Source organism: Labrys miyagiensis (assembly GCF_030160835.1).
GTDB classification, from domain to species: domain Bacteria; phylum Pseudomonadota; class Alphaproteobacteria; order Rhizobiales; family Labraceae; genus Labrys; species Labrys miyagiensis.
In genome coordinates this window covers 113291-137638 of the sequence record NZ_BSPC01000075.1, presented here as the reverse complement: position 1 = coordinate 137638, position 24348 = coordinate 113291, and the positions used below count along the sequence as shown (strand labels likewise).

The window sequence follows — 24348 nt, the reverse complement described above, 5'->3', positions numbered from 1 at the left end:
CGGTGGAGAAGTGTCGCTTGGATACCCGGGACAAGCCCGGGTATGACAAAATCTGCGTCTCTCTCCGCTTCTACACGACTTTTCGGTCAGGCTCTGCAGACCCGGCCCTTGGTTTGCGCCCGCCTCTGAAGAGCCGGGTCCGAAGAGCCTGACTTAAAAAGTGCGATGAAGCTAAAAGGCGGCAGAAACATCGTCATTGCGAGCAGAGCGAAGCAATCCAGGGGCAACAGACGCCGCCCTTTGGCTCCTGGATTGCTTCGCTTCGCTCGCAATGACGGGCTAGGATTCCGCCTCCGCCCGCAAGGTTAGCGCCCTCGGGCAGAGGTGCCTGCGATCCTAGGAATGTCTCAGAGCGTAGGGCTCAGAACGACGAGCAGCGCTGGCGCGAACGGGTGACGGTGGTGCCGTCGTCATTGGTGGAGGTCGATTCCACCGTCTTGCAGTTCATCGGCGCAGCGGGCTGGTTGTCGTCGGTGTTCGAGGTTGCCCCGAAAGCCGGCGGGGGCGCCGGCGGCTGGTTCGCGATGTTCTGCTGATAGGCGAAGTTGCGGTCCTTGTCGGCTTGGCGGGCATTGGAGGCCGTCGCCATGCAGTCCGCCATCGCCTGGGAGCCGGGCTGGAAGCCCATGGTCTGGCAACGGTTGTTGTCGAGCCGCATGTCGCGCGCGCGCTGCTTGTCGTCGCTGACGCATCCGGTGACCAGGATGGCGAGAGCCAGAGCCGGAAGGATGAAACGCATCAGAAAATTCCCCTAAGGCGCTTTGCGATTTCACGGGATCGGCAAGAATTGCAAAGACGCGTCGAAACAAAGAGCTAGAGCAAAGCGGCGTTTACGCTTGGACGCGCTTTGCGCCAGGATTGGATGGCCGCACTATACCGATGCCGCCTTGGCCTGCCTACAAGCTTTGCCGAATCGTCGGATCCGTCCTTGCTTCATGCTTAAAGCACACGGCTTTGACCGGATCTTCAGCCAATTTACGGCTTGCGGCAGCGCAATGCTGACATAAAGCGTTTTGCGATTTGACGGAATCGGCAAGAATCGCAAAGACGCGTCAGAACAAAGAGTTAGAGCAGAGAAGCGTTTACGCCTAAACGCGTTTTGCTCTAGGATACCGCCCTGACATTCGTATAATCGGAGATCGTGCTGCCATGACTCCCTATGCCGGCCGCTTCAAGGGACGCTGCGTCGTGATCACTGGCGGGGCTTCGGGCCTGGGCCTTGCGAGCGCCAGGCGGATCTCCGCCGAGGGCGGCAGGGTGCTGATCTGGGACGTCGATGCCGGACGCATCGACAGCGCCAAGGCCCAGATCGGCGCGGGCACGTTCGGCATCGTCGTCGACGTCACCAACCCGACCGCGGTCGAGACGGCGGCCAAGACCTCGGAGCAGCATCTCGGCCAGATCGACGCCCTGATCTGCTCGGCCGGCATTGCCGGGCGCAACGCGGCAGTGATCGACTATCCGATCGACGAGTGGAAGCGCATCTTCGACATCAATGTCCACGGACTGTTCTACGCCAACCGCTATGTCGCCGCGCTGATGAAGAAGCGCGGCTATGGCCGCATCGTCAATCTCGCCTCCATCGCCGGCAAGGAGGGCAATCCCACCGCCTCGGCCTATTCGGCCTCCAAGGCGGCGGTGATCGGCTTCACCAAGGCGCTCGGCAAGGAACTGGCGAAGACCGGCGTCACCGCCAATGTCATCGCTCCCGCCACGGTCGAAACGCCCATTCTCAAGCAGGTGGCGCAGGCCCATATCGACTTCATGCTCTCCAAGATCCCGATGGGCCGCTTCGGCAAGGTAGACGAAATCGTGGCGATGATCACCTGGCTTGCCAGCGAGGAATGCTCCTTCGCCACGGGCGCGGTGTTCGATGCCTCGGGCGGCCGCGCGACGTACTGACCTGGGAGCGCGGAGGTCGCTACGACACTCACTTGAGTGTCGGACGATCCGCTCTTGAACCACCCGCCCCGCAGGATAAGGCTGGACCTATCTTCGGTGGCGGATACCAAAACGGCTGTGGTCTCGTACCAGCGGCTCTAATATTGTTCATCGGCGCAGAATTGAGCTGTCATCCCGGTGAATCTGCAATTGAAGTCGTCGGTGCTACCCGCAGACACCTCGTTTCAAGAGCGAATCGTCCGACACTCACCTGAGTGTCGAAGGAACGTCCGCGCTCCCAGATTTCAGCCATCCCGCCACGGCGCTGTCCACGGCCGTGACGATCTGCCGCTTGAGCTCGTCGCGCCCCTTGCCGCCCTCGATGGCCTCGATCCGGGCGGGCATGCGGAAGCCATAAGGCTGCGCCGGCGTGGCGCCGCGTTCGACCCAGTAATCGTCATAGTCGCTGAATTTGCGCTGGCGGTTGTCGGCCGTGATCACATGCGTGGCATTGGAGACGGCCTGCACCTCCGCGATGCCGACATCATAGGCAAAGGCTCGCACGGCGAGGAGCACGGCATCCTTCGGCCGGAGCCCATGCATTTTCCGCGTTGCCGCGATGATCGAGGTCTTGGCGCCGGGGCTGCCCTGCACGCCGCCGATGACGAGCACCGGCTCTCCTTTCACCATGCTGAGGAACACGCTCTTCTTGGCCAGGTAGGCGCCCGTATCGATATTCTGGAAGAAGAAGACCAGTTCGCCCTCGCGCGGCATGGTCAGACGGCCCGAATTGCACAGGCCGATGCGGAAATGCACGCCCTTGGATTCGAGGACGGCCAGATCGATGAACGTGTTGGTGTAGACGCGGGAAAGGAATTCCGGCCGGAAAATCTGCTCCATCATGGCATGGTGGCAGCACATCAGGCCGACGCGCCGGCCCGGCGACAGCCCGCGTATGCCGAAATTGCGCAAGGGGCGCGAAAGAACGGCGGTGTTGGGCGCCGTGTGGGCATAGCGCTCATAGAGCTTGCCGATAAAAGCACTCCAGCGCACCGAAGCCGCAGGCGCCAGCAGCGAGCGGAGGAGCCAGATGCGCTCGGCCTGGCTGAAGCGGCGCGAGGTGATCAACCTTACGGAATCCGTCACCGCGCCAAGGGAAAACGGAGGCTCAAGAAGGTGTTCAGGGGAGAGCTGTAGCACTGACTTATTCATTTGCAGAGAATACAAACAGAGACCGCTAGGCTCAATATATCCTGAAACTTGCAACAGAATTATATATGCATCCGGAGATAGAAAAAATTTGGCATCAGCTTCTACAACCTATAGTTGAAGCTGATGCTTATACGCTCCTCTTGTGCATGATTGATCGGCACTTCATGGCGCAGCCAGCTCTCCCATAGCAGCACGGTGCCGGCCTGGGGCGCCTCATAGACGAAAGCCCGCTGCTCCTGCGCGGCCTTGGCCTTGCGCGGGGGGGCCGCCATCATCAGGCCGAGACGCGGATCCTCCAGCTTGAGGGCGCTGGAGCCCTTGGGAGTCGCGACGTAATAGGTGCCGGAGACCACCGAGCGCGGATGGATATGCGAGGTGTGCACGCCGCCCTCGGGCAGCACATTGACCCAGATGTCGTCGAGCTTGAGCTTCTCGCGGCCGAGATCGAATTCAAGCTCCCTGGCGAAGGCCGCGACATGCGTGTCGAGCGCCTTCACCAGCTTTTTGATCGCCGGGAAGCGCCAGGGCAGGTCGTTGAGCGAGGCATAGGAGGTGTAGCCGGGATAACCGTTCTTGCGGCACCAGGCCTGTCCGGCCTCGTCGTCCTCGGCGAGCGAGCGGCAGGTAGCGTCGAGTTCGGCCAGCGGCGCCTGCGCCTCGTCCAGCTCGGCACGGTAGAGCTTGGTCACAAAAAGGGTCTTGATGTCAGCCATGGCGGGGGATTGGCAGGGCGGGGACGCCGCTGTCAATAGTATTGTCCCGACGCGCACATTCAAGGCGTGGCGCTTTCCCTCGAGGATGATTTTGCGCCATAGCTGCATCGAGACCCTATTGGAGAGCCTGCCATGTGGCCCTTCCGCCGCAAGCCCCTGCTGGATGCCGCCGCGGCACGCTGGCACCTCGACAATTTCGCCTGGCTGATCCGCAACCACGGCCAGCGCTCGCGCTTTGCCGGGGCCCGGCTGGTGCTACCCTCGCAGGACTTCTTCGCCACCGACGGCCTGGAAGGCCATGCGCTGGCCGTCAAGCTGTTCGAGCAGGTCAAGGCCTATTCCGGCATGGGAGAAGCCGATATCGCCTTGAGGCCGGCCGGGAGCCCGCCCTCGCGATTGGGCATGCCCGAAGTCACCTATGCCGCCGAAACGCTCGGCCATCCGCAATCATTGATTGCCGCCCTGGCGCATGAGCTGGCGGGCCACCTCCTGGCGACGGGTACAGGCGAGGCGCCACCCATCGGCCCGCAGGGGGAGGAGCATCTCACCGACCTCACCGCCGTCTATTTCGGCTTCGGCGTCTTCCTCGCCAACAGCGCCTTCAACATGCAGACCCACGCCGACGGCTGGAGCTATTCGCGCCAGGGCTATCTGCCCGAGCAGGATCTCATCTTTGCGCTGGCGATCTTTCTCGTGGTGAAGCAGCTCGATCCGGAGCCTGCGCTCCATTATCTGAAGGCCGAGCTCGGCGGTATGTTGAGAAGAGCCCTGCGCGATCTGCAATCCTACAAATCCGAGGTCGCCGCCATGCGTCTTGCCAGTTCTGGCCTGCCCAAGCAACCGGGCCCGCGTCCGAGCGTTGTCACGTAGTTGTCATGTAGAATAGCAGGCGGCAGACAGGCCACGGATGATCGCCATCCGGAATTGTGGACAAAAAAAGACGGCCGGGACGAACCCGGCCGTAGCTTGGACAAAGTCCAAAAGTCACCATCCAGAGGGGAACGTCAGAAGCTCAAGGTCGCCACCGGGAGGATGATGGCCCGAACGTCTGACAATTGAGAGAGTATATTTGCCGGCTCCCCGCCGCAACGCATTCTTTCACATGCCCGCCCTGCGTGCCGCGCATAGATGCAATTGCCGTGAAAAAGCGCAGCCCCGCCGCTCAAAAAACAAGCATGCCGCTAAAGCGTTTTGCGCTTTGACGGAATCGGCAAGAATCGCAAAGACGCGTCGAAACAAAGAGTGAGAGCAAAGCAGCGTTCACGCTTAAACGCGCTTTGCTCAAGCGCAGGCAGCGATATGCACGATGCTGACAACGGAAGGCGATTTGCCCGGCTCAAAAAGCCCAGCGCTGGGCCTTGCTGACCAGGAAGTCCCTGAAAACCTGGATGCGGGCGAGGTTCTTCATTTCCTCTGGGTAAACGAAATAGGTCTCGAGCTGCGGCATCTCCGCATCGGTCAGGATCTGGACGAGCTGCGAATCACGTCCCACTAGGTAGTCCGGCAGCACGGCAAGGCCGACCCCCTTCTCCACCGCCGTCTTCACGCCGCCGAGATTGTTGATCTCGAAGACCGGCTCGCGCGGGTCCTTGGGATCGCGCCCGGCCGTGTTCAGCCAGTTGATCTCCTGGATGAAGCTGCCCGCGGTGCCGCCGAAGGTGATGATGCGATGGCGGTCGATCTCCTCGATCGAGCGCGGCTGGCCGAAGCGCTTGATGTATTCGGGCGCCGCGTAGATGTGGAAATGCACGGTGAACAGGCGGCGCTGGATCAGATCGCCCTGCTCGGGCTGGCGCAGGCGCAGCGCCACGTCCGCCTCGCGCATGCCGAGGTCGAGTTCCTGCTCGGTGAGCAGCATCTTCAGGCGGATATCGGGATAAAGGTCGAGGAACTCGCCGATACGCGGTGTCAGCCAATAGGTGCCGAGGCCCACCGTGGTGGTCAGCCGCAGCTCGCCATTCGGCCGCTCGCGGCTGTCGGTCAGCGCGCCCATGGCCGATTCGAGCTTCAGCATCACGTCCTGCGTGGTGCGGAACAGCATCTCGCCCTGCTCGGTGAGGATGAGGCCACGCGCATGCCGGTGGAACAGGGGCGTACGCAGGTCTCCCTCGAGCGCCGAAACCTGGCGGCTCACGGCCGACTGCGACAGTCCGAGGACGTCGCCGGCATGCGTGAAGCTGCCGGCCTCCGCAGCCGCGTGAAAGACCTTGAGCTTATCCCAGTCCATGAAGCCCCCAGTTCAAGCCGCTCCCCTCGCCCCGGTTCTTACACCGGTTTGCGGAGAGTATATGATCATTGCAGAGAAGTTTGAAATGGGTGGCGAATTTACGGCGGAAAACGATTTATTCCGCCGCTTCCCTGTGGACTTCTTGGGTCGCCAGCCATTTCTCAGCTTCCAGGGCCGCCATGCAACCCATGCCTGCCGCCGTTACGGCCTGGCGATAGACATCGTCGGCCACGTCACCGGCAGCGTAGACACCGGGCACATTGGTGGCTGTCGTCCCGGGAACAGTCTGGATATAGCCGCCATTCTTGAAGGTGAGCTGGCCGGCGAACAGTTCCGAGGCCGGCTTGTGGCCGATGGCGATGAAGACGCCGTCCGTATCGTGGCGGCTCACCACGCCGGTCTCGACATCGCGCAGGCTGACATGGGTGACGCCCAGCGGCACATCATTGCCACCGATCTCGTCGAGCACCGAGTTCCAGACCACGTCGATCTTCGGATGCTTGAACAGGCGATCCTGCAGGATCTTCTCGGCCCGGAAATGATCGCGGCGATGCACCACCGTCACCTTGGCGGCGATGTTGGCGAGGTAGAGCGCCTCTTCCACGGCCGTGTTGCCGCCGCCGACCACGGTGACGTGGCGGTTGCGGAAGAAGAAGCCGTCGCAGGTGGCGCAGGCCGAGACGCCGAAGCCGCGGAACTTCTCCTCGGACGGCATGTCCAGCCACTTGGCCTGGGCGCCGGTGGCGATCACAAGCGCATCGGCGAGGTAGACGTCGCCGAGATCGCCCTCCAGGCGGAAGGGCCGCTGCGACAGGTCGACCTTGGAAATATGGTCGGAGACCATGCCGGCGCCCATATGCTCGGCCTGCTTGCGCATCTCCTCCATCAGCCAGGGGCCCTGGATGACTTCGGCGAAGCCGGGATAGTTCTCGACATCGGTGGTGATGGTGAGCTGGCCGCCGGGCTGGATGCCCGAGATCAGCAGAGGCGAGAGATTGGCGCGCGCGGCATAGATCGCCGCCGTGTAGCCCGCCGGGCCCGAGCCGAGGATGATGAGCTTGGAGTGACGGGTCGCCATATCGGTTCCAATCAAGATTGCGCCAACGCGGATAGCCGCGTCAGGATTTCCTGCGCGATGAGGGGTGTTGAATCTATGGGTTGATAGGGGCGATTTTCAAGATGCCCCGAGAACTTCACCACAGCCCCGTGCTCCATCAGCCCGCCGATGAAGCGCAGGATTTTCTTCGGCACCCCCCTGGGGATGAAGACATGGATGGTTTTGCCCGTGGCGGCGGCCTCGCTGAGCATGTTGGTGGAATCGGCGCTCACCACGAAGGCATCGGCCAGTCCCAGCATCTCGGCATAGGGGTTGGCGCCCTGCCCGTCCCAGATCCAGGCGTGGTGGCTGTCCAGCGCCTTGGCGATCGCCTGCTGCATGGCCTCCGGCGTGCGGCGGGAGGGCGTGACCATCAGCCCGGCGCCGCTGCGGGCCAACTCGGCCAGTGCCTCGACGAAGCCGGCGATGTCCTCCGCGTCGAAGGGAACGTCCTTCGAGGGCCCGCCCGCCAGCACCGCGACGCGGGGCTGCGGCAACTCCTGCAGTTCCGGCCGGGCTCGTGCCCGCGCCGCCGCCAGCACCTCCGGGCTCTGGCGGTGCGGCGAGGTGAGCGTGGCCAGCACATTGGCGCCGCGCAGGCCGTCATGCTCGGGCACCCAGATGAAATCGGCCGTGCCCGTGCCGGTGCGCGGATCCTTGAGGAACACGGTGAGGGTGCGTGGCGAGCGCTTCTTCAGCCAGCGCAGATAGGCCACCGCCCGCCGGCCGGAGGCGATGGCGACATCGGGCCAGGGCGCCGCGAACTGCCTGAGGTCGGCCGGATCCGACGGCCCCCAGGGCATCCCCAGTTCATAGAGTTTGCGGGGCGCGACCTTGTATTCGACGACACCGCCGCCCGCCTCCGCGATCACCGCTTCGGCCACGCCGAGGCATTGCAGCGCGTCGCCTGCCTTGCCGTCCGTGAGGGTCCAGATCAGTGCCATGCCGACGCTCATAACATACTCCGCGCCGGCGCGAATATGGCACGACGCAACGCTGCCATTTTTCGTCTCAAAGCACAGTCAGATTAGTCCCCTGCTTCGCTGGCTATAGCCGTAAGTCATTGAGAAAGTCGGGGCTTTTTCTCGAATCATATTGAGAACACATTTCACCCTATAAACCGATTCATCACAAACTACTGAGAGCTTGACTGAATGACGTCCAAAACGACGAACGCTACATTTTCTGCCGCTGTTATTACTTTGTTAACGATGATAGTTCCTGGCCATGCCGACTCAGTCGGAACGGCCTCCTATTACGGCAAGGAAATGAGTGGTCGCCGCACTGCCAATGGCGAGCGTTTCAACCCGGCCGGCCTGACGGCCGCGCATCGTTCCCTTCCCTTCGGGACGAAGCTCCAGGTGACCAACCTCAAGAACGGCAAGAGCGTGGTTGTACGCGTCACGGATCGTGGCCCCTTTCGTCGCGGCCGCGTGATCGATCTGTCCTATGGCGCGGCCCAGGCCGTCGGCATGGTCAGCACCGGCACTGCCAAGGTGAAGATCGCGCGCCTCGAGCCCCGGTGATCCGGGCGGAAGCAGAAGATGTTGATTGGGGCGGCTCCTGGGTCGCCCCTTTTTCTTGCTTCTTCCCTTGTGTCTTGAGCGATCGTTTATTATTCCGCTACGTCACTCTTTCGCGGACCACGATACCATTCACGTCATGTTCATACTGGTTGTGCACCTATGGACCCACAACCTTTCGGTTTTTCAGGAGGAAAGATGCACAAGACCTTGCAGAAAACCTGCTTTGCCGCAGCTTTGGCCCTGGTGGGCGCAATCGCCGCGGCGGCGCCTGCCTCCGCCATGCCCGTCGGCCCGGCCGCGGCGGGCAAATCTCCGCTGCTCCAGTCTCCGCTGCTTCAAGACGTGCGCGATGGCTGCGGCCGTGGCTATCGCCCCAATGACTGGGGCCGCTGCGTGCCGGAGCGCTATCAGCCGCGCTACGACAATGGCTATGGTGGTGGCTATGGCGACCAGCGCTATGGCGGCGGCTACGACGATCAGCGCTATGGCGGCGACGACAACCGGTATCGCAATGGCTATGGCGATGACTACCAGCGCCCCCGGCACAGCTATCGCAACGGCTGCCCGCCCGGCCGCCATCCAGGCAATTCGGGACGCTGCGTAAAGGACTATTGAGACAGCGGGCGGCCTTCGGGCCGCCCTTTCGCTGTGGGGCGAGGAACTGCTGGGCGAGATGAGAGATCACAGGATAAAGTGAGCCTTCGAAGTCCCCTCGCCCCGTTCTTACGGGGAGAGGATAGAGGTGAGGGGCATCGCGACATCGATGGGATGAGATTTTCTTAAGTTAAAGCAGAAAGATAGATCTGCTCGCATTTGGAATTTTGGCTGCAGAAACACTCTCGTAGAGGTTTGTACTGCCCCTCACCTCTATCCTCTCCCCGTAAGAACGGGGCGAGGGGGCGCAACCGACCTGCTTTTTCTCAACCGCCCCATCTCGCCCAGCCGCTGTCCCCTACACATCGATGGCCGTGGTCGAGCCGATCCGCTGCCGCAGCTCGAATTTCTGGATCTTGCCCGTCGAGGTCTTTGGCAGCGTCTCGAACAGCACCGTGCGCGGCACCTTGAAGCGGGCCAGGCGCTCGCAGGCGAAGGCGATCAGTTCATCGGCCGTCAGCACCGCCCCCTCCTTCAGCTCGACGAAGGCGCAGGGCGTCTCGCCCCATTTCTCATGCGGCTGCGCCACCACGGCGACGGCGAGCACGGCGGGGTGCTGGTAGAGCACGTCCTCCACCTCCACACTGGAGATGTTCTCGCCGCCCGAGATGATGATGTCCTTGGCGCGGTCCTTGATCTTGATATAGCCGTCCGGGCAGAGCACGGCGAGGTCGCCGGTGTGGAACCAGCCGCCGGCAAAAGCCTTCTGCGTGGCCTCCTCGTTCTTGAGATAGCCCTTCATACAGATATTGCCGCGGAACATGATCTCGCCGATGGTCTCGCCGTCGGCGGGCACCGGCTGCATGGTTTCGGGATCGAATACGCTCGCCCCGGCCTCGAGGTGGTAGCGCACGCCCTGGCGCGCCTTCTGCACCGCCTGCTCGCGCGCCCCGAGCGCGGCCCATTCCGCCTGCTCGGCGCAGACCGTGGCCGGGCCGTAGACCTCCGTCAGGCCGTAGACATGGGTGAGCTCGAAGCCGATGGCCGAGGTCCGCGCCAGCAGCGAGGATGGCGGCGGCGCGCCGGCCACCATGCCCTTCACCGTCCAGTCGATGCCCGCGCGCAGAGCGTCGGGCGCATTGGCGAGCAGGGAATGCACGATCGGCGCCCCGCAATAATGCGTCACCCGCTCCTGGCGGATGAGGTCGAAGCAGGCCTGCGCCTCCACCTTGCGCAGGCAGACATTGACGCCCGCGCGCAGGGCCACCGTCCAGGGAAAGCACCAGCCATTGCAGTGGAACATCGGCAAAGTCCACAGATAGACCGCATGCCGGGGCATGTCCCATTCCAGGATGTTGGAGACGGCATTCGTGGCCGCGCCGCGATGGTGGTAGACCACGCCCTTGGGATTGCCGGTGGTGCCCGAGGTGTAGTTCAGCGTGATGGCATTCCACTCGTCCTCGGGGAAGCGCCAGGCATAGGCGGGATCGCCCTCCGCCAGCAGCGCCTCATAGTCGGTGGCGCCGGGAATATCGGCCGGGCCTGGGCCGAGCAAGTCGTCGACGATGACGAGCTGCAGATGCGGCGCCTGCCTGACGATCTCCCGCACAGTGGTGGCGTATTCGCTGTCGGCGATCAGCATCTTCGCCTCGCCATGCTGGATCATGAAGCTGAGCGAGGCGGCGTCGAGCCTTGTGTTGAGGGCGTTCATCACGGCGCCGAGCATGGGGATGCCGAAATGCGCCTCGACCATGGCCGGGATGTTGGGCAGCAGCACCGCCACCGTGTCCGATTGGCCGATGCCGCGGCGCTCCAGCGCGCTGGCGAGGCGGCGCGCGCGTTCATAGGTCTGCGCCCAGTTCCGCCGGATCGGGCCATGCACCACCGCCAGCCGGTCGCCATGCACCTCGGCGGCGCGGGCGATGAAATCGACCGGCGTCATCGGCGTGTAGTTGGCGGCATTGCGCCCGAGCCCGGTCTCGTAATCGGTCGGCATGATCAATCCCCCACATGGAATGCCGGCAGCGTCTTCAGCGCTGTTCCGGTGGGGCAAGCTTAGCGCGGTATGGGGGGAAGGCAATGGCTGGGAGCGCGGACGTCCTGCGACACTCAAGAGAGTGTCGGACGATCCGCTCTTGGAACCGCTGCGGAGGCGGGATGGGAAGAGGCGGACGGGGACGTCCGCGGTCCCAGCCACTGCGGCTTTCTGACGAAGGTGGCGGATATACGTACTTCTGCCACTCAGGCCGCAGACCTTGCCAGTGAGGCGCTGTGGCTGGGACCGCGGACGTCCTCGTCCGCCTCTTCCTTGCCGACTTTCCGCCCGCCGGATAAAAGAGGCAGGCTGGAAGCCTGCGATCCCAGGGACGGCCCACACTCCCCACCATGCTGACACCCCATTGTCAGCAAGTTTCCGCACCCGCCCCTTTCCCCCGCGCGTGACTCACCCCATTATCTCCCCATGTCCGATGCACCCAAGAAGATCCGCACGCCCAAGTCCAAGGCGGCGCGCCCGCCCCTGCCCTCGCTCGACGAGCATCTGAAGGCGCTGCTCAATCCCGGCCTGCTCAAGGAGGGCAGGAGCAGCGCGCCCGAAGGCTTCGGCGAAGGGCCGCAGGCCGGCTTCGATGCCGGCGTCACCGGGCTGGATCCCGGCCTCGCCGCCAGGCTGGGCGTTCCCGTGGCCGGCGGCGGCGCGCAGATGGAAGGCAAGGCGGTCAAGCGCAAGAAGGCCAAGGACGAGCCCGAGCTCGATCCCGACGGGCTCGACAAGCTCGGTGGCTCGGCCGGCACCATCAAGGCGCTCAGCCATCTCCTCGAAACCGGCGATCCGCGCCTGATCGGCAAGCCGATCTGGACGCCGCACCGCCCTGATCGCCCCGACAAGAGCGAGGGCGGCATCCGGCTCGACCTCGTCTCGGAATACGAGCCGGCCGGCGACCAGCCCACCGCCATCGCCGAACTCGTCGAAGGGCTCACCCTGCAGCATGAGCGCGACCAGGTGCTGCTCGGCGTCACCGGCTCGGGCAAGACGTTTACGATGGCGCAGGTCATCTCGCGCACCCAGCGCCCGGCTTTGGTCCTCGCCCCCAACAAGACGCTGGCGGCCCAGCTCTATGGCGAGTTCAAGAGCTTCTTCCCCAACAATGCGGTGGAATACTTCGTCTCCTACTACGATTACTACCAGCCCGAGGCCTATGTGCCGCGCACGGACACCTATATCGAGAAGGAGTCCTCCATCAACGAGCAGATCGACCGCATGCGCCACTCGGCCACGCGCTCGCTGCTGGAGCGCGACGACGTGATCATCGTCGCCTCCGTCTCCTGCATCTATGGTATCGGCTCGGTGGAAACCTACACCGCCATGACCTTCGGCATGAGCGTGGGCGAGCGCGTGGAGCAGAAGCAGCTCATCGCCGACCTCGTCGCTTTGCAATACAAGCGTATCAGCGCCGATTTCGCCCGCGGCACCTTTCGCGTGCGCGGCGATGTCATCGAGCTGTTCCCGGCCCATTACGAGGACCGCGCCTGGCGCATCAATTTGTTCGGCGACGAGATCGAGAGCATTTCCGAGTTCGATCCCCTCACCGGCCAGAAGATCCAGGACCTCTCCTTCGTCAAGGTCTACGCCAATTCGCATTACGTCACGCCGCGCCCGACGCTGAACCAGGCCATCAAGGGCATCAAGGACGAGCTGAAGGTGCGCCTGCAGCAGCTCTATACCGGCGGGCGCCTCCTGGAGGCGCAGCGCCTGGAGCAGCGCACCACCTTCGATCTGGAGATGATGGAGGCCACCGGCTCCTGCGCCGGCATCGAGAACTATTCGCGCTGGCTCACCGGCCGGCAGCCGGGCGAGCCGCCGCCGACTTTGTTCGAGTACCTGCCCGACAACGCCATCGTCTTCACCGATGAGAGCCACGTCACCGTTCCGCAGATCGGCGCCATGTACAAGGGCGACTTCCGGCGCAAGGCGACCTTGGCCGAATATGGCTTCCGCCTGCCCTCCTGCCTCGATAATCGTCCGCTGCGCTTCGAGGAATGGGACGCTATGCGCCCGCAGACCGTGCATGTCTCCGCCACGCCCGGCAAATGGGAGCTGGAGCACACCGGCGGCGTCTTCGCCGAGCAGGTGATCCGGCCAACCGGACTGATCGATCCAATATGCGAGGTGCGCCCCGCCCGCACCCAGGTCGACGACCTCCTCGGCGAGGTGCAGCAAGTGGCAAAGCAGGGCTATCGCAGCCTAGTCACCGTGCTCACCAAGCGCATGGCCGAGGACCTCACCGAATATATGCACGACCATGGCGTGCGCGTGCGCTACATGCATTCGGACATCGACACGATCGAGCGCATTGAGATCATCCGCGATCTGCGCCTCGGCACCTTCGACGTGCTGGTGGGCATCAACCTGCTGCGCGAGGGCCTGGACATTCCGGAATGCGCCCTCGTCGCCATTCTCGACGCCGACAAGGAGGGCTTCCTGCGCTCGGAAACCTCGCTGGTCCAGACCATCGGCCGCGCCGCCCGCAATGTCGACGGGCGTGTACTTCTCTATGCCGACAACATGACCGGCTCGCTCGAACGCGCCATGGCCGAGACCAGCCGCCGCCGCGAGAAGCAGACGGCCTGGAACACCGCCAACGGCATCACGCCGGAAAGCGTGAAGCGCGGCATCGCCGACATCACCAACTCCGTCTACGAGCGCGACCGCGTCACCGTCGACAAGGGCCTGGCCGACAATGTCTCGACCATCGGCCATAATTTCGAGGCGGTGACGGCGGACCTGGAGAAGCGCATGCGCGATGCCGCGGCGGATCTGAGGTTCGAGGAAGCGGCCAGGCTGCGCGACGAACTCAAGCGGCTGAGGGAGACGGAGATGGCGGTGGCGGACGATGGGTCTGCGCGGCAGGTGAGCGTACGTGAGAAGGCCGGGGCGTATAAGGGGCCGAAGGCGTATGGGGATGCCGCGAATTTGCCGAAGACGCGGGCGGCGAAGCCGGGGCTGGACAGCATGGGGCCAGGGACTGACAGGGAGGTACCGCTGGGCGCGGAGGCTCGGAAGAAGGGCGGCGGGAAGCCGGGGCGGGGGTGGAAGAGGTAGATCTCGTGACCTACATCGGCGGCCGCCAGTATTGTGCATTCGCAATGGTTGGCAGCGAGAGTTAAGGCACCTCGTCGTGACTTCCACTCGGCTCTTGTCGAATAAAGATCGCTGCGAGTTGTTTTCTGTTGCTCAGCATGCAGCGCTAATGTTTAACGTTAGGCGGCAACTATGATACAAATGGGATGACGAGATTGAACCTTATCGATCATAACCTTTGTGGCCCTGCCATCGACGCGTGTGAGACCGCTACGTTCGAAAAATTTGCGCAAGCCTTTCATGCCGCATTAGTTGGATCGTCCTTTGTCCCCCTTGGTGGAATGCACGACGGTGGAGCGGACGGTTTCCAAGAGCAAATCTTTGAATCATCTGCGCGAGCCTCTAGCTTTCTGCAAGCCTCTAAAACAGAGGATTTCGAAGGAAAAATTGCCAAGACAATTAAGAGGCTTCGCGACTTCGGCCGAGATCCAAAAGTAATTACATTTTACTTCTCCGTGCCCGTGTCAACTGCCGATCAAATTGAAGAAAGGTTTACAAATAAAGAAGATATTACTGTAAGAATTAGAGCTAAACAGTATATTGAAACTCACATAAATGACAACGAAAATACCGCGCAAGCCTTCAATTCGTACCTTCGCCCGAGCATCACTCATCTCATGGAGGTTGGTGGTATTGGGCATAATCGGGAATTTCCCTACGAATCTAAAACGTTATGCGCCTTTCTTGGGCAGGAATTGAATCGCCGGAGAGGCAATAGTTCGTTGCTCACGACAATAACGGACGGGTTAATTTTGTGGGCGTTAGAAGGCACAGAGCCAGACAAAAAAATATTCATGTCGAAAGAAGATTTGCTCGCGAAGGTTGAAGCCGCCATTCCCTCCGCGAGATATTTTGTCCGCGGCGTAATCGACGATCGATTGGCATTTCTGAGCTCGAAGACGAACCCTAATGGACGCGAAATAAGCTGGCATCGAAAGGAAAATGTATATGCACTTCGCTTTGAGGAACGTCAAAAATTAATTAACGAAAATATAGAAGAAGAAGGATTGTTTAATTCTATTACAGATGGCATCCGAGAGCATATCCGCCCACTTTTAACTTCTAAATTGGTGAGTCTAATTCCAAGCATTACGGATATTGTACATAGTTGTATAGAGTCTATATTTTATAGGCAAGGTATGGCTCTGGGACTGTTTATTGTCGATGGCCCAGATGAGAATGCAGACACCATTAATATGGTGGATATTATTAGCTCGAAGATCGATCAGCTAGGGCTGAATGCGTCCGACCGCGCCACAGCTCAAGAGGCTGTTAGCTTTTGCCTCAGAAAGATAATATACGCCCCCAATCGACATGAACATGATTATATGCTTCGGCTATGCAATACATACTTCATATTGTTTGCGTTAAAAAATGAACCAAAAGTCGTCGAATATTTTAACTCTCTTTCAGAACGCCTGGTTATATATGTAGGATCAGATTTAATAATTAAGGCCATTTCTGAATACTATCTGCCAGAACAAAGTAAAATGGTCACCAATGCACTCCATGTGATACGAAAAGCTGGCGCAACCTTGATTATGACTGAACCTGCATTAGAGGAGGTTTTTACTCACCTTCACGCGACGACATTGGAATTTGAACATTTCTACTCTGATATTGAAATTTATATCGACGAGGATTTTATACCGCTAATTGATCGAATTTTAATTAGAGCTTATTTTTATGCTCGACTTGGGATAAACACTGGAAAGAAAGCCCCAGCAGGATGGAAGTCCTACGTTGGCCAATTCTGTAATCACGACGATGTGCGCCGAAAGAGGAACAGAGAAGGGCTTCGGCTTTATCTGTGTGACCGATTTGGCTTTGAGTTCGAGGCCAAGGACCTGATACTAAAGTCCGTTGATCGAGATGACCTTTCGAAGCTAACGTTTGCAATAGTTGCAGCGCGAGAGGGCCGTTTTAGCAAGGGGGTGCAGGCGACGAAACTTGCCTATAATGACGCTCTGCACATGCTTCGCGTTGGTGCAAGACGCCGGGAGGATGGTGATAATTCCGCCCCAAATCCTTTCGGCTTTAAGACATGGTGGCTGACGCACGAGAAGACGGTACAACGTGCAGCTACGATTGTGCTCGGTGCTAATAGGCCACGATCTATAATGAGACCGGAGTTTCTCCTGAATTACATTGCCCTAGCCCCAAGTAAGCGCGAAGTCGCAGAAAGCTACAGCACCATCTTTCCTACGGTTCTTGGTGTAACTCTGAGCAAAAGGGCTAATCCCGGCGTTCTCCATGAGGTTCTTAAGTCCGCCAGAGAGGCCTTCTCGACAGATAATAGCAGAGCAAAAGCTAAATTGAATGAGTTTATTGACAAACTTAAAACAGATAGCCTTCGAATTTATGAAAACAACATTACGTCAATTTGATAATTATTTGATATAAATCTTGCCTGGAGCGACAATTCACTTAATTTATGCATCTCTAGGCATCTCATAGTGGGCGATTATAACGGTGACAGTGCATTTAATTACCGCCCCAATTACGGTGACAATGCACTTAATCGGCTAGCAACTGCCGTTGAGCGTGGAGTGCCTATTGACCACATTGTCGCTGTAATCTCGAATACTGAGTAAGCCGAGGATAATTAAACTACCTCCATAACCTATCAGCGTCGAATAGTCAGCTCTCGCTCTCTACGTCAAATCGAACCGGTATCCTTTATTATACCTCTTATCCAAAAAATGGGCGACTTTGATATCAATTAATGAAACGTCGTGCCCAATGTTCCATGTAGACATGCTTACGATTAAGCTTTTCCAAATGTTTAACCATTTCGGGTGATGGTTGATACTATCTAGCTCTTCCACACACTCGCCCATAAATCTAATCGCTTCAGCAAAAGAACGGAATTCATACTTTCGAACAAGCTCTCGTGTCGGTCGAGGTGGATTTTCCATGGTCACACCCGCTGCCAAAGTCCATTCAGGGAGCATCTCCAATTCGGCGGCGATTTCCCTTGCTATTAGGCGTCTGGAGACATGGTCGCAATCATCGGGTGTTAAGGGAAAGAGAGAGCGTATTTTCGTTGAATGCTCTTTCTCCTTTTCAACTTTCTTCGATAAATCGCGAACCCATGATCGTAATCTTAACCTGGTATCGATCTCCCTCCCCTTTTGAAGATTTAAGACTGTAAGCCCCGCCAGGTCGGAGCTTGTCTTGGATTTATTTATTCGACAAACAATGCTCTTTTCCCAACCTAACCTCGAAGCAAACAAACCATATTCAAGAAGAACGTTATCTCTTGGTTGCATTTCTTCTTGATTTCGATACCAAATCTTATCGTCTTCTCCAAAGATGAAAACAGCTGCATCTACAGTTTGGGAAAGTTCAACGAGCCGATCCAGCAGCTGACTCCCGATGGGAAACGCTTGACGATCTGTCCATAGGAGAACGTCAATTCCCTCCTCCTCTTGAAGCCATGATGCAAGTTCCTCCATGACTTCCTGGGACTCTCTCGAACTGCCAAAAAAAATCTGCACAATGCTCTCCCCCAAATTGGCTTCTAGAACTATTGGGACAGTTTACTCATGCTCCCGTTTTACCGCAAAATATCCACGCCATATACTCGTCTCTCGGGAGCTTAGTAAACTGTCATGCCTGGGCGGTACCCTTCCTCAAGACGCTTCTTGCGTTTGAGCGGGGGGTCTCGGATACGGTCATGTCTTCGGCGTCTTGTGCGGATTTATCCGCCGATTACGGGGATAGATTACTTAATTCCTTGAGTTTCTGTAGCTTTAGACGGGTAGTCGAGGCTGGATGGCGCTGACCTAGCCGCAGGTCGAAAATACCCGTCTAATTCGTAAACTGCTACTGTGGCTCACCCACAAAACACACGATCCGCAATTCGCGAGTTTGACTTGCTGAACCAGCGCCGTTGTATTCAACTGTATGGAAGAGTCTGCATCTCGGCACCGAAATGCGCATAGCGGTCGTTGCTGCGGTCACCTTGACCCTGTCTTTTGTCGCAGGGTAGGCTTCCGCCACTCAATGCGACCGCGATGCCTCCGGCTTTGTAGTCTGGAAACAGAGCTTCGCTAACGAGAATTACGGTGATGGTCCATTCAATAGGCGCTTCGCGTGTATGGTGGACTGCACCCCTCAATTGAGACACGAGAAATTAGGTGACATGGTGGGATCAGAGGCCTAAATGGCCGATCCATCTTCAGCAAGGTTGTGCATGATCAGGCTGGTCCTCACGTCCACCGCCGTTCTGTACTTTGAGGCGCTGACGCGCGCCCTCAAGTTACCAAGCCCCCTCCCCGCCGAGGCCCCGAACCTACCCCTCAATCAATCGCATGCGCCCGATGCGCCACCGTGGTGGCGAAGGCGCGGGCGCTGGCAGCGTACCATTCGGGCGGGTGCTTGGCGGCGGGGCCGGCGACCGCATGCGTCGTCTCGGCCAGCACGCGCTTGCCGGCGGCGTTCTTCGCCACGCTGAACGTATAGGAATGCCCCTCCTCGTGATGGGCGATCACCACCTCCGTGCGGGATTTCGAGACGATGTCGAAGGCATGAGCTGACATGAGCGTTTCCCCGGAATGGTTATGGTTCTTGGGGCTACTCTATTCCTATGCCGGCAATTGAACAGCCCTTCCCTCCGGCCCTGCGTCTCCGTCCTGGAATTAGGGTGACTTTGGGTGTGATGGCAGGTGCTGTGGTAAGCGTCCATAGGCGCTAACTTAAGGCCCAAATGCGCGACGAATCCTTCCCCGACTGCGGGGAAGGTGGCCGAATGTAGTGAGGTCGGAAGGGGGAGAGTGGCGCGACATCTGCTTATTTCTGCGCTGTCGCGCCACTCTCCCCCACCCGTCCCGGCTTCGCCGGTCCACCCTCCCCGAAGTCGGGGAGGGATTCCCGCGCCCTCACCGGCTTAAGTTAGCGCATTTGGTGGTAAGCCCCTGCCGTCACCCCCAAAGTCACCGTAATTCGCATAATTCACGTTGCGAAGCAGGTGCTTGCCCCCACAAGATGAATCATCGTACCAATTTCCCGGTCATCGCCTGGGGGAATTTCATGCGCGTTCGTTCTGCTATTTCCTGCCTTTTTGCCACAGGTCTTGCTGCAAGCGGCCTCACAGGCTGCACGACTCCAGTCCGCACCATACCCGGCGTCGCACGAACATTGCCCGTTGTCGTTGTAAGCGAAGGCCTTGGCGGGGTTTTGCGTGGGTCAGTCCGCGTAGAGCAAACGCAAGGATCCTATGTCGTAAGCAAAGGCAAGCTCTCGTGCAGTGGTTCCTATGCCCTCGCAACGTGGACCCCGCGCCTGCCTGTTTCAATCCTGTGCAATGACGGCCGCAAGGGCACCGCCTATGTTACTAATGACCAGGACAAGTTTAGTGGCAAAGGCAATTTTACCTTGAATGATGGCACCAAGGGTGAGTTCGTGTTTGGGAACGAAACGAAGAAATATTAGAGCGTTTTACCTTCAGATCGAAACACCAAGAATCGCAAAATGCTTTTGATACCAGCAAGTTAATTCCGAATTTCGCTCCTACCTGAACGCATTTTGCTTTAGGGCGTTTTGCCTTCAGATCGAATCACCAAGATCCGCAAAATGCATGTGGTGCCAACGCGTTAATCTGAGAATCCGCTCCTGCCTGAATGCATTTTGCTCCAGGGGCGTGACCTGGAAATTACGAATTACGGTGAATTATGGGGACAGTTTCCGAATTACCCGTTTCTGAATTCCACGGTGCGATCCACCAGCGGACCGCCATCCTCTCATCATAACCCGGATCCCAGCGGGAAGGCGCCTGCAAGGGGCGCCACCGGTCACCCGCCCACCGCGTCGAGCCGAGCCCTCAATTCGGCGACCTGCTCCTCCAGCGCCTGCAGGCGCTCTTCCAGCGCGGCGAGAGCCGAGACCGACGGGGCGGCGGCGCGCGGAGCGGGGCTGGCGATCGCGGAGACTTCGACATCGCCGCAGAGCAGATGCGAGTAGCGGTCCTCGCGCTGGCCCGGGGCCCGGCCGATCTCCTTGACCAGCGGCGGATGCGCGCTGGCGAGCAGATCCAATTCCCTGGTCATGTCGTCGGCCGAGCCGAAGCTCGCCATGCGCTCGGTTCGCGTCTGCAACTCGTTCAGGGTCTGCGGCCCGCGCAGGAGCATGACCGCGAGCAGGGCCGATTGCTGCTTGGTCAGGTTGCAGGCCTGCCCCGCGAGGTGCTCGTAACGTTCCACGCGCGAGCCGAAGGCGCGGCGGACCAGCCCCTTCTGCTCCAGCGAGACGAGCGTGCGGCCGATTTCCGCCGCCTCCAGGGCCATGACCGGCTCGCGTGACGTCTTCTGGTTCGTCGCTGCCTGGAGCAGGTTGAGCGTCAACGGATAGGCGTCCGGCGTCAGCAGCTGCTTCTCGAGCAGGCAGCCGAAGACGCGGGCCTCCAGGGCATTGAGGGGGAAGAGATCGTTGGGCATGTGAAAGCGACGGCCTGTTGAAAGGAACAGCGTTACGGCGGCTGGCGGCTTCGAGTGGTATCCGCTCGCCGGTCATAACTCAACCGGACCGCCATCGTCGGCAGGGCAATCGCTTCAGGTTAACAGATACGGAAACGGGTCGGTTCGTCATTCCGGCTGAAGCGTATCCTCACAAGCTTGCTTGTGAGTGGGAACGCCGGAATCCATGAACACGACCCTCGAAGGACAGTGTTCATGGATTCCGGGTCTCCCTCCGGTCGCCCGGAATGACGATGTCCCGGCTCTTGTTAACCTGAGTTCGGAGCCCTGCCATCGTCGGTATCGCCTTCACTTGCGGGGCGCGGCGCTCGAATAAGGGGTCGTTAGAAAATAACCGGATCGGAAAGCCAATGTTCAGGGTGCAGCAAAGGCGCGGCACTTGACGTGCTTGTTCCCGAACGATCCCTTGGTTACCCGGTCAAGCTGTTCGTCAGCGACTGGATCGATCGACAACACACCACCCGGTATCCTCCTTCGCCGATGACATAGGCGTTGAATTGTGTTGGACATAAAAAGAACAGATATTGATTTTATTTCGCTTCCATGCTTTCATCTTTCCCGGAACGAGGCGTCAGCAGCCGGCGAAGGAACGACCCGGCTCCGAACCCTCCATCCACCCCGAGAGCCTGTCCAGAGCGATAGGCGCACGGCGGTCCTGCTTCTCTCGAAGCCGGCTTCCGGGGGTGACGAGCGGGACAGACGGGATCGGCACACCATGGAAGTGCCTCGCGATGGCAGGACCACGCGATCAAGATCCCTGGACGGAGCGTGACGGGCTTGAGCCCGGCAATGCCTTCGTCCCATCCCCCGCCGATGCGGTGAAGACGGCTGATGCCCCCATCCGGCCGGATGGAAAAGCAGAGCCCCTTCATCGAGCCGGCGTGCCCGGGTTCGGATGGTCCGTGCCATCCCCCTTGGCCCGCCTCCGCCTTCTTCAGAAGGCGGAAAAACAGGTGGCCTTGCGCGCCTTGTCAGCGTGCCCGGCAGCCGGAACAGGGCGATGGCGTCTGGCCGACAATACGGCCTGCCATCTTCCATGATCTATGCTTTCACGGCTGCTCCGCAGCCGCCATCGCCCGGTTTCTCTTCATCAACCCAGCCTGGAAAGGGCGTGGGAACGAGAGCGCTTGCGCGTGAGAGCGTCAAGAAATTCGTGCTTGAAGCGCTTATTTTCTAACGACCCCTAAGTGCGCCGTGACCGTACCTTCCGTATCGAAAAATCCGAGCGCGCCGTCCAGAAACGACAGCGCAATCACAAGTCAAGGCGTGGCCGGCGCCGGCGTCCAGTCATTGTCCCAATAGGTAATAAGTTGGGGAGCCGTCACCCTCGCGGTGAATTTGAGTGCGGGAACATGCGGCTTGTGGTCGGCGGGTTCCGGTATCAGATGGTGGCGCAGTTGCGATTTCCAGGGGAATGCCTCCCTGCCCGTGAGATGGTCGCCCATGCCCATGAGGTCCTCCCGCTGGTCAAGCGATACGCCGTAGTTCCAGTCGTCGTTACCCGCCCCGTTGACGTGATCCAGTCCGAGGGTGTGGCCAAATTCATGCAGGACCGTGCATTGCAGGAAGCTGACGCTGTGCATTTTCCGGCGCCCCCTGCGGTCGGCGGGGCCGACCTGCGTCCTCCGGGTGTTCCAGTCATAGGCAAGGTCGCGATGCGTGAACATCCCCAGCCGGTTGGGAGACGAGGCGAACGAGCGGAAATTGCTCTCCTGCGGCTTGACGATGAAATAGCGATGGTGCGCCTGCGCGGCTGAATCCACCAGTTCCAGCGACAGGTTGCAGGTGATGGCCGACGCCGACGGCGGCTGCGGGCTTGGATTTGGATACCACGGCCGATTTGGCGTGAGCTCGAACTTTTCGTCCCAGTACCGCGTGATGATGCTGGTGAAATTGTTGCGGAAACCGTTCCACTCGGCATCGGTCCAGGCATCGAGATGAAACCGCTGGGAATCGTCGTGCAGGATGCCATTGCCGGTGCAATAAGTGCCGAGAACATTGAAATGAGAGGTCGGCTCACACCGGACGAGCTGGACCCTGTACTGGAGCATCAGGAAGTGATTTGAAAAGTTCATTGGCATGAAGAGCGCGTCGTGGTTCCTGCTGCTGTAAGTCATATTGGTTTTCATGGCGCTACTTCGCTTTGTCCTGGTGTTGAGAACAACCTTGCCGGCATCGGTTGAGAGGCTCGGATTTCCGAGGGCCTCGACAAACGCGTGCTGGCGCTTGCTCACCGCGGCCAATATTGAAAGGGGTACTTCAAGGCGGCCCGTCATTGGCGAGATGCCGCTCAAATCGAATGTATCGCGAGCCTTCGGCGGGCGCATCCTTCATTGAGGGGAAACAGTCGGCGGGACTTGATCATCACGACCGTTTCACGCCTGGATCGTAACGTGCGGACCGGTCGGCTTCGAAGAGCCCGACAGCCCTGCTTCCAGGTCAGGCGTACCTCCATGGGGATTTGCGACGATGTTCAATGTCCGGCTGGGGGAACATAGCCCGCGCGTCACACTGCTTCAGGTCGTGCTCAACAGCCACGGCAGCGCCGGCGCGGACGGCAGGCGGCTGACGGTCGATGGTGCGTATGGCCGCAACACGCGGGCCGCCGTCGTGGCGGCGAGCAAGATGATCGGCGTCGGCGATACGAGCGGCGGCGCTGCGACATCAGCGCTGATCCAGCGGCTGCTGGCGGATGTCGACCTGAGCGTCATCACCTCGGTCGACCTTGGCGATCCCAAATTGCAGGCTGACGTTGACGAGTTCAGGCGCAATTTCGACGACCCCATCCTGCTGGGCGGCATGTGCAACGGCCTGGCGCAAATGGTGCTGGCCGTGCAATCACGCGCACAGCCCGGCCGGGTCGCGGCGCTGCGCCTCGACGGACACGGAAATCTCGGCGAATGGCTGACCGTATCGGTTGGCGATGTCGTTCATCTGCGTGAAGGCAATCGCGCCGCGCGGCAGGAATATGCCGTTATCGCGGAGGAGATCTACAGCTACGTCAGTGCGAAGAATTTCGACAAGGTCAACGGCATGATCCAGCCGCTGAGCTTGATTTTCGCACCGTTCGGCTTTGCCGAGCATTTGGGCTGCACGCTTGGCGCCCGGCCCCAGACGCGGACGATGTTGGGCAAGCTCGCCAGCCTGTGGGGCGTGCCCATCCGAGTCGGCATCCAGACGCAGCCGATCGGATCGGTGATGGATATCCACGGGCCTGCGTTCACCGCCTTTCCACGCGGGCATAGCCTTACGAGTTGGTCCCGACAGTTCCAGGCACTCGATCTGCCCGGCGTGTCGCGATAGCGAGCGTTGAATAACGGTGATGGGACACTCAATAGCGACTGATGTGCGGACTGTCCTCCCGCCATGGCTAGCCTCGCCCGCCCTGTCATTTCAAATCTCCCCTACCAGATGCTATAAAAGTTGCGGGAGAAACGGCGGATGCGCCGGAAGCGCCCGTACGCCTCCTCAACAATGGAGGTC

Annotated in this window: 19 protein-coding genes; 8 read left to right on the top strand and 11 right to left on the bottom strand. The window is 59.8% G+C overall.

Translation table 11 applies throughout. The annotated features are described in order from the left end of the window. Window positions 1-361 precede the first annotated feature (361 nt). The gene (locus tag QQL24_RS32640) at window positions 362-739 is read right to left on the bottom strand and encodes a hypothetical protein (protein WP_284316493.1); all 378 of its coding nucleotides are present in this window, start codon (window positions 737-739) and stop codon (window positions 362-364) included. 410 nt (window positions 740-1149) lie between these two features. Here QQL24_RS32640 and QQL24_RS32635 point away from each other — a divergent pair, with 410 nt between their 5' ends. Further along, the gene (locus QQL24_RS32635; RefSeq protein ID WP_284316492.1) at window positions 1150-1902 is read left to right on the top strand and encodes an SDR family NAD(P)-dependent oxidoreductase; all 753 of its coding nucleotides are present in this window, start codon (window positions 1150-1152) and stop codon (window positions 1900-1902) included. 246 nt (window positions 1903-2148) lie between these two features. On the opposite strand, the gene QQL24_RS32630 is transcribed toward QQL24_RS32635, so the two are convergent. Both QQL24_RS32630 and QQL24_RS32625 read right to left on the bottom strand, forming a co-directional pair. Beyond that, window positions 2149-3009, bottom strand: coding sequence for a DUF535 family protein (locus tag QQL24_RS32630; protein ID WP_284316491.1), 861 nt, complete (start codon window positions 3007-3009; stop codon window positions 2149-2151). A 185-nt stretch (window positions 3010-3194) separates the two neighbouring features. Next, a complete protein-coding gene (locus QQL24_RS32625) occupies window positions 3195-3806 on the bottom strand; it encodes a TIGR02466 family protein (protein WP_284316490.1) in 612 nt (203 codons plus the stop codon). A gap of 132 nt (window positions 3807-3938) precedes the next feature. On the opposite strand from QQL24_RS32625, the gene QQL24_RS32620 reads away from it, so the two are divergent. Next, entirely contained in the window at window positions 3939-4676 is a 738-nt protein-coding gene (locus tag QQL24_RS32620; RefSeq protein WP_284316489.1) for a hypothetical protein, read from the top strand. A 466-nt stretch (window positions 4677-5142) separates the two neighbouring features. Here QQL24_RS32620 and QQL24_RS32615 read toward each other — a convergent pair whose 3' ends face one another. From QQL24_RS32615 to QQL24_RS32605, 3 genes are all read right to left on the bottom strand, one after another. Beyond that, entirely contained in the window at window positions 5143-6033 is an 891-nt protein-coding gene (locus QQL24_RS32615; RefSeq protein ID WP_284316488.1) for a LysR family transcriptional regulator, read from the bottom strand. 115 nt (window positions 6034-6148) lie between these two features. Further along, window positions 6149-7111 (bottom strand): thioredoxin-disulfide reductase, encoded by a 963-nt coding sequence (gene trxB / locus QQL24_RS32610; RefSeq protein WP_284316487.1) that lies wholly within the window; start codon window positions 7109-7111, stop codon window positions 6149-6151. Window positions 7112-7122: 11 nt separating this feature from the next. Beyond that, window positions 7123-8085 carry a mitochondrial fission ELM1 family protein gene (locus QQL24_RS32605; RefSeq protein ID WP_284316486.1) on the bottom strand — a complete coding sequence of 321 codons (963 nt, stop codon included), beginning with the start codon at window positions 8083-8085 and terminating at the stop codon, window positions 7123-7125. Between the two features lie 198 nt (window positions 8086-8283). On the opposite strand from QQL24_RS32605, the gene QQL24_RS32600 reads away from it, so the two are divergent. Together QQL24_RS32600 and QQL24_RS32595 are read left to right on the top strand one after the other, a co-directional pair. Beyond that, entirely contained in the window at window positions 8284-8655 is a 372-nt protein-coding gene (locus tag QQL24_RS32600) for a septal ring lytic transglycosylase RlpA family protein (protein WP_431310789.1), read from the top strand. A gap of 195 nt (window positions 8656-8850) precedes the next feature. Continuing rightward, window positions 8851-9270 (top strand): GCG_CRPN prefix-to-repeats domain-containing protein, encoded by a 420-nt coding sequence (locus QQL24_RS32595; protein ID WP_284316484.1) that lies wholly within the window; start codon window positions 8851-8853, stop codon window positions 9268-9270. Window positions 9271-9607: 337 nt separating this feature from the next. Here QQL24_RS32595 and QQL24_RS32590 read toward each other — a convergent pair whose 3' ends face one another. Beyond that, complete coding sequence (locus tag QQL24_RS32590; protein WP_284316483.1) at window positions 9608-11245, bottom strand: acyl-CoA synthetase; 1638 nt, start codon at window positions 11243-11245, stop codon at window positions 9608-9610. A 465-nt stretch (window positions 11246-11710) separates the two neighbouring features. Between QQL24_RS32590 and uvrB the strand changes: the two genes are divergently transcribed. Together uvrB and QQL24_RS32580 are read left to right on the top strand one after the other, a co-directional pair. After that, a complete protein-coding gene (gene uvrB, locus QQL24_RS32585; protein WP_284316482.1) occupies window positions 11711-14350 on the top strand; it encodes an excinuclease ABC subunit UvrB in 2640 nt (879 codons plus the stop codon). A gap of 194 nt (window positions 14351-14544) precedes the next feature. Continuing rightward, window positions 14545-16776: a hypothetical protein gene (locus QQL24_RS32580; protein WP_284316481.1), complete on the top strand. Its 2232-nt coding sequence runs from the start codon at window positions 14545-14547 to the stop codon at window positions 16774-16776. 267 nt (window positions 16777-17043) lie between these two features. Here QQL24_RS32580 and QQL24_RS32575 read toward each other — a convergent pair whose 3' ends face one another. Both QQL24_RS32575 and QQL24_RS32570 read right to left on the bottom strand, forming a co-directional pair. Continuing rightward, window positions 17044-17889, bottom strand: coding sequence for a TIR domain-containing protein (locus QQL24_RS32575; RefSeq protein ID WP_284316480.1), 846 nt, complete (start codon window positions 17887-17889; stop codon window positions 17044-17046). A gap of 804 nt (window positions 17890-18693) precedes the next feature. Continuing rightward, window positions 18694-18933, bottom strand: coding sequence for a hypothetical protein (locus QQL24_RS32570; RefSeq protein ID WP_284316479.1), 240 nt, complete (start codon window positions 18931-18933; stop codon window positions 18694-18696). A gap of 445 nt (window positions 18934-19378) precedes the next feature. On the opposite strand from QQL24_RS32570, the gene QQL24_RS32565 reads away from it, so the two are divergent. Then, on the top strand, window positions 19379-19825 hold the full coding sequence (locus QQL24_RS32565; RefSeq protein ID WP_284316478.1) for a hypothetical protein: 447 nt from the start codon (window positions 19379-19381) through the stop codon (window positions 19823-19825). Between the two features lie 359 nt (window positions 19826-20184). Here the strand turns inward: QQL24_RS32565 and QQL24_RS32560 are convergent, their stop codons facing one another. Beyond that, window positions 20185-20826: a YceH family protein gene (locus QQL24_RS32560; protein WP_284316477.1), complete on the bottom strand. Its 642-nt coding sequence runs from the start codon at window positions 20824-20826 to the stop codon at window positions 20185-20187. A 1298-nt stretch (window positions 20827-22124) separates the two neighbouring features. Further along, window positions 22125-23159, bottom strand: a complete 1035-nt coding sequence (locus tag QQL24_RS32555) for a hypothetical protein (RefSeq protein WP_284316476.1) — start codon at window positions 23157-23159, stop codon at window positions 22125-22127. A gap of 175 nt (window positions 23160-23334) precedes the next feature. Here QQL24_RS32555 and QQL24_RS32550 point away from each other — a divergent pair, with 175 nt between their 5' ends. Beyond that, a complete protein-coding gene (locus tag QQL24_RS32550) occupies window positions 23335-24168 on the top strand; it encodes a peptidoglycan-binding domain-containing protein (protein WP_284316475.1) in 834 nt (277 codons plus the stop codon). Window positions 24169-24348 lie beyond the last annotated feature (180 nt).